This window comes from Pseudomonas spirodelae (assembly GCF_034653255.1).
Lineage (GTDB): Bacteria > Pseudomonadota > Gammaproteobacteria > Pseudomonadales > Pseudomonadaceae > Aquipseudomonas > Aquipseudomonas spirodelae.
In genome coordinates this window covers 1-6,452 of record NZ_JAYEET010000044.1, presented here as the reverse complement: position 1 = coordinate 6,452, position 6,452 = coordinate 1, and the positions used below count along the sequence as shown (strand labels likewise).

Genomic DNA, 6,452 nt, shown 5'->3' with positions numbered 1-6,452 from the left:
GGTAAACCCGGTGCTGCGAGGCTGGGCAGGCTACTTCAAGCTCAGCCAGAGCAAGCGTCCACTGGAAGAGCTGGATGGCTGGGTCAGGCACAAACTTCGCTGTGTCATCTGGCGGCAATGGAAGCAGCCCTCTACGAGGGCGCGCAACCTGATGCGCCTGGGATTGAGCGAGGAGCGTGCCTGCAAGTCGGCCTTCAATGGCCGAGGCCCGTGGTGGAACTCAGGAGCGCCGCATATGAATCAGGCGCTGCCGAAGAAGCTATGGGACAGACTTGGACTGGTCTCGATACTGGATACGATCAATCGGCTTAACCGCATGGCCTGAACCGCCGTGTACGGAACCGTACGCACGGTGGTGTGGGAGGACGGCGGCCGTGAGGCCGCCTCCTACCCGATCCTTGGTATCTCAAACGACCAACCTGAGCGCCTTCACTTGAAGGCGTAAAAGTGTTTCCTCAATTTCTGTATAGCTGCACGATTCTGATAGAAATGCAGCCTATGTATGACTAATCATTACTGTTTTCCGCCTGATCGCCGCAAGGGCTTCAAATGTGTGTACCAAGTCGCTAGTCTCCTAGATATCGGTAGTGCCCTGACAGACGCCTATAAGAAACCAGCTGATGACTGATCTGTATTCGATTTCTGGCTTAGTTGCCGCGCCCAATGTATTGGGCGGGCACTTCTATCGGCCGCCGCTACCCGTCCGTTATGTAGCGCGTCCGGCGCTTTGTGAGCGTTTGCTGGGTGGCTTGGCGGGGCGTCTACTGTTGGTTAGCGCGCCGGCTGGGTTTGGTAAAAGCTCACTGGCCATTGAGTTTTGTGAGCATTTGCCCGAGCAGTGGCAAAGCCTGTGGCTGGGTTTGAGCTCGCGCGACAGTGACCCCGGGCGTTTTCTTGAACGCTTGCTCAGTGGCCTGCAACCGTTCTACCCCGGTGTCGGCAAGGACGCGCTGGGGTTATTACGTTTGCGCCAGCGGCATCAACCGTTTGCTTTCGAAGAGTGGCTCGATGGCCTGCTCGATGAGCTGACACTGCGCCTTGATCCACAACAGCCGCTGTTACTGGTGTTGGACGATTACCATTTGGCCCAAGGCCCAGTTCTCGATCGTTGCCTGCAGTTTTTTCTAAATCACCTGCCGCCAGGGCTGGTGATGTTAGTAACCAGTCGCCAGCGCCCGGATTGGCACTTGTCGCGTTTGCGCCTATCGCGGCAGCTGTTGGAGTTGCACGAGCAGGACCTACGTCTTAGCGACAGCGAAAGTACCGAATTGCTTGCCTTGCAGGGTTCAGAATTGTCCGCAGAGGCGCTAGCGGTCCTGCTCCTGCGCAGCGAGGGGTGGGTGGCTGGCTTGCGCTTATGGTCACTGGCTGCCAGTGAGGCGCAGGCATCTGGCGTGCTGTCGACGTTGGCTCAGGGCGGTGATGGACTCATTCATGACTATCTGCTGGAGGAAGTAATCGAACGGCAGCCCGCAGAGGTGCAAGCCTTTCTCTATGAGACGGCCAGCCAGGAACGCTTCTGCGCCGAGCTCTGTGATGCCCTGCGCGATGCCCATGACAGTGCTGCGATTCTTCGCCATCTACAAGCACATCAGGTTTTTCTGGTACCGCTGGATGAGCAGGGTAAATGGTTTCGCTATCACCATCTATTTTCCGACTTGCTGCGCAGCCGTCCGCAGCCGTCGACCGGTTTGCATCTACGCGCGTGTCGCTGGTTCAGCGGCCAAGGGCTGCTGGATGAAGCCATTGAGCAGGCGCTACGGGCTGGTCAGCCCGATGTGGCGGCTAACCTGGTGCAGAACCTTTCCGAGGAGCAGCTTCTGGCTGAGCAGAACGTCGCCACGTTGCTGCGCTGGAAGATGGATTTGCCCGACAGTTTGCTGACCAGTACCCCGCGTTTGATTCTGTTATACGGTTGGGCATTGGCGTTGGCTTGCCAGCTGGATGCAGCCGAAGAGCTTCTTGTTCAGCTGGGGAGCTTTTTGCCTGCACGTGACAGCGCTGAGCAGGAGGGGTTGTTGGCGCAATGGCTCGCTCTGAGCGGTGTGATTGCCCGCGGTCGTGGCGACAGTGCCAAGGCGCAGGCCTATTGCAGTGAAGCGCTGAGTTGTCTGCCACTGGAGCGTTATGGTCAGCGGCTGATGTGCCTGTCCAGTCTGGCCAACCTGGCGATTGTGCACGGAGACCTATGGCGCGCACGCGGGCTGAATCGTGAGGCGTTGGAGCTGGCACAGCGGGTCGGCAACCCACTATTTGAAGCCCTGGCCCATTACGACAGGGCGCGAGTTCTGCAAGCTCGGGGGGAGGTACTCCGGGCGCTGGATGAAGTCCGCATGGGCCTGCAGCGTCTTGATAATTTGCCGGTGCGGCGACAATACGCGGTGCGCGGACGATTGACCCTGTATGAAGGCCATCTGCTGAGCTTGCGCCTGCAGCCGGAGCAGGCACGGCAGAAGCTTCTGGCCGGAATTGCTGAGGCGCGTAATTGCCGTGATATCAGTGTGCTGATCGGTTACTGCGTGCTGGCCAGCCTGGAGGGTCGCAGTGGCAACTTGTCGGAGGCATTTGCCCATTTGGCCGAGGCCGAGCGGTTGATGCATATCTGGGATATTCCACCGATCTATTACCTGGCGATGATCACCCTGACTAAATGTGAGCTTTGGTTACGCCAGGATCAGCATGAATTGGCCAGTGTCTGGTTGAGCCGCCTGCTGGATACCTATGGCGGCGAGCAGGCGGCTGCCGCGCCAGAATTTCACCCACAGCTACCGCTGTATATCCAGTTACACCTGGCTACCTACGAGCGTTTGCAGGGTGAAAAAGAACAGGCTGAGCGGCGCTTGCGTGGGCTTAGCCAGCTGGCACATAACGCGGGTGGTCAGCTGCTGGCGGCCATTGCGCAGATGCAGCTGACGGCCATGCTGCGGGATGGCGGACGTGAGCGTGAAGCGCAGCAACTCTTGGGCAGTGCTTTGCAGAGCGCCGCAGGTGGTGGTCTGCTGCCCTTCTTCGACGTGTTGAGCCAGCACCCCGAGTGGCTGCGTGGACAACTGCTGGCACTGGATGCAACCCCCTTGATTGACGCCTTGCTGCAGCATCTACCGCGTACTAAACAGGTGACCGCTCCTGAAGAGGATGATGCTGCGCTCGTCGATGCACTGAGCGCGCGTGAGCAGGGGGTTTTGGAGTTGATCGCCCAAGGCTGTTCCAATCAGCAAATCAGTGAGCGTTTGTTTATCTCGTTGCATACGGTAAAAACTCACGCGCGGCACATCAATAGCAAGCTCGGGGTCGAGCGGCGTACCCAAGCCGTGGCGCGAGCCAAGAGCCTGGGGCTGCTGCACTGATTCAACTGCCCGTTAGGTTGCGATTCCGTCTTGGTGGCTTGCACAGCAGGGGCGGGCCTATATTGCAGCTTGGCTATTGAATCCACGAGGTGGTTGGCGCCACCCTTTGCCCTTGTTTGAGCATGCCACTGCAAGAACCAAAGTGACCCAGTGTTTTACGTTGGCGTGCCGTAACCGTGTCATGAATATGCTGGAGTTTTCATGCAAACCGCTCAACCTGCGCTAATCCGCGAAACCTTCCCCGTCGGGCCTTTGCAGTGCAACTGCAATCATTACTGAGTGAGGAAGTCTCTGGTTTTTAAGTGTTTATTTGTTATTTTCCTTTTAAATCAGTGAGTTGTGATGTTGCAGTGTTGTGCGTTTGTTAGCGTGGTATTGCAATGTTTTGCGTCGCGAGTGTGCCAAATTTGTGCCGTGTGAATTCTGAGACTTTGTGCGCGTGACCTGCGTGAACGCTCCCTTGACCGCTTCACAATGCTGACATCTGTGATAGTGTGCTTCGTAGTTGCGCCGAGGAACGTCAACAAAAAAGCAATGCACTACTTAAAAAACGCCACCACTTGGCAAGTGGAAAGCGACTGAGAAGCAGGGCTTACGAACCGTTCGGCACCGATTCTGTTAGAAGCGTACATATCAGAATCGGAAGAGAGGATGCCTGTATAAGGCAATCGCCAGGAAGCAGTTCATCACCGGTTTTGATGAGGCCGGAAGACAATTGATGAGTTGCCCTGGAGAGCAATGGTAGATGCGGGCACAACCCCGCTATAGGGCGCTCACACTCGGCAAAAGCCTGCCAGGCGAACGGGTGGTAACGATCTGCGCTATAGCTGTCGCGTACTCATCCAATCCCAGCGAATTATGGTCGCTGGGGGAGGATTGTGTATGCCTATAGCACCTTTACTTACCGTTGATGACCTAGCAACTTTCCTACACAAATCTGTCACCAGCATCCGAAGCGATGTGTCCCGGAATCCCTTATCGCTCCCGCCAATCTGCCGTTTACCGGGTACGAAGCGCTTGCTGTGGCGGCGCGAGGATGTCGAGCTCTGGCTGTCAGTACATGTGGATCACCGCTCCCCGAACTCATTGATCCATGTGCAGCAAGAGCCTGGAGCTAGGCGAGGCCGCCCAACGAAAGCGCAGCAAATATCCAAGCGGAGGGCTGCTGCTCAGCCACGGCTTTCATGCCAAGCTATGCCCACTGGAGGTGTTCAGTGAACGCGGCTGTGAAGTGTTGCACTGATAATCAGGCAGAGCTTTTTGCGGCGGAAACACACTGGTTTCATGTTTTCGTATCAATGATCCGTGGTGGTGATGTCGCAAAGATCGGCCCTTATGCGATCTGCGTATACCTGGTGATCAAGGCTTATGTTAACTACCGCACAGGAGATTCATGGCCGCGAATCGAGCTGATTTCGGAAAAGGCGGGAATCTCTGTTGCGCAGGTAAAGCGAGAGCTGAAGACCCTAGAATTACATGGCTTCATCACCAAGGAAAAACGTGGTCGCTCGAACCATTATCAGCTCCGTGAAAAGGTTGAAATCACCAACCAGGATGGCAGACCCGCCGCTGTAGCAACCTGGGACTACCTGCCAAGTAGTGTCCAGCATGCAGTCGCTGATCTAAAAAATGTGCTCGTTACCGGCGACTTGGCGGGAGCCAAGATCATTCATATCGAGAGGCTTCAGGTGAATGTAAATCACCTGCATGACAACGCTACAAACTTTAACGTGCAGCACTACCAGGCAGCTACGAATGAGCGTTATGAAGCTGCTTGGAATGGCATGCCCGAGAATATTCGTTCGAAGCTACGGCCTGTTGGCTAGGGTAAACAGCTCGGTGTGAGCTGTATCTGAGTGTGCGGTTGACCGCTCTACAGCGGTTAGCCGCCAATGGCTCTCGTCGGTTTTCGGCCAATAGCAGCCGGTCAAAGTATCTATAGCTAGATACGATTCAATTACAGCCCTGACGCGGATCAAATGCAGTAGCACAGAGAGCTCGATGACTTTTGCGACCGCTCCTCTTCAGGGCGTCGTGATGTGGATGCGTAGGCATCACTGATCGCACAAATCGTTAAAGCGCTCATCTCAGTAAGCCCAAGCTAGGAATCTTAAAAATCCCCCTAAGGATGGTCTGAAGTAGTCAGGTATTTCTGGCTGACTCCAGCCCTTGCCGATTTCAAAACGGTGATTCGGCTAAAAAACGATCAAATCATCCCCTCTTTCCGGATTTATAGCCGGCGCGAGCACCTCGCGCCGGCCATTTCCCGCATTACAGACGCACCTCTCCTGCATTCGTCAGCAAATGTCGGCGCGCCATCCACAGGTTCGACAGCGCGAACAGTGTCACCAACTGCGCGGTGTTCTTCGCCAGGCCACGGAAGCGTGTCTTCACGTAGCCGAATTGGCGCTTGATCACCTGGAACGGGTGCTCGACTTTGGCGCGCACCTGGGCCTTGGATTTCTCGATCTTGCGCTTGGCTTTGTACAGCGCGCTGCGCTTACTCAGCTTCTTGTACGTACTGCGGCGGGCCGCGATCTGCCAGATCACCTCCCGGCCTTCATGTTCCGGGCGCTTCTCGACGCCGGTGTAACCCGCGTCGGCACCCACCATGTTTTCCTCACCGTGCAGCAGCTTGTCGACCTGGGTAACGTCTGCAACATTGGCTGCCGTCCCTACCACGCTGTGCACCAGGCCGGACTCGGCATCGGCGCCGATGTGGGCCTTCAGTCGGGTAAAACAGGGGTGTTACCACCCCTGTCTCCCCTAAGAACCGTACGTGAGAGTCACCCCTCATACGGCTCAAGCCTTCCAGCAGCCTGAGTAAGACTGGGTAACCTGACGATGCGCTCTTCGGCGCTCAAGGTAAAACGTCCATGCTGGATCGAACGGGTTCGCTGCACTGCATATTTTGATATGCCGCACAATCGAAACACTGGCGGCGGCATACAGCCAAGCAGGTTGACTCAAGCCGCGCGCTTTCTCCTGGGTGGCGAAAGCCCAGTGCCGTTGACCTACGACACGAAAGTAGCGTTGTTTTACCCAATGGGCATTTTTCATGGCGTGCCGACGAACTGCCCAGCGCCATAACACTTGCCAAATCTG

At 56.2% G+C, this 6,452-nt stretch carries 3 protein-coding genes and 2 pseudogenes; 3 read left to right on the top strand and 2 right to left on the bottom strand.

Annotated elements, in window-relative coordinates; all coding sequences use genetic code 11:
* The 3 genes from SOP97_RS14515 to SOP97_RS14505 form a co-directional block, all read left to right on the top strand.
* On the top strand, nucleotides 1-325 hold a 325-nt coding region (locus SOP97_RS14515; protein ID WP_322949788.1), incomplete at its 5' end, for a group II intron maturase-specific domain-containing protein.
* 295 nt (nucleotides 326-620) lie between these two features.
* Nucleotides 621-3,347 carry a LuxR C-terminal-related transcriptional regulator gene (locus SOP97_RS14510; RefSeq protein WP_322949786.1) on the top strand — a complete coding sequence of 909 codons (2,727 nt, stop codon included), beginning with the start codon at nucleotides 621-623 and terminating at the stop codon, nucleotides 3,345-3,347.
* A 1,214-nt stretch (nucleotides 3,348-4,561) separates the two neighbouring features.
* On the top strand, nucleotides 4,562-5,173 hold the full coding sequence (locus SOP97_RS14505) for a helix-turn-helix domain-containing protein (RefSeq protein ID WP_322949784.1): 612 nt from the start codon (nucleotides 4,562-4,564) through the stop codon (nucleotides 5,171-5,173).
* A 445-nt stretch (nucleotides 5,174-5,618) separates the two neighbouring features.
* On the opposite strand, the pseudogene SOP97_RS14500 reads toward SOP97_RS14505, so the two are convergent.
* Nucleotides 5,619-6,077: pseudogene (locus SOP97_RS14500) on the bottom strand (IS5 family transposase); the annotation flags it as partial.
* Between the two features lie 72 nt (nucleotides 6,078-6,149).
* Nucleotides 6,150-6,452: pseudogene (locus SOP97_RS14495) on the bottom strand (group II intron reverse transcriptase/maturase); the annotation flags it as partial.

Coding starts and splice junctions, on each gene's coding strand:
- SOP97_RS14510 (WP_322949786.1), top strand. CDS start 621: ATGACTGATCTGTATTCGATTTCTGGCTTAGTTGCCGCGCCCAATGTA.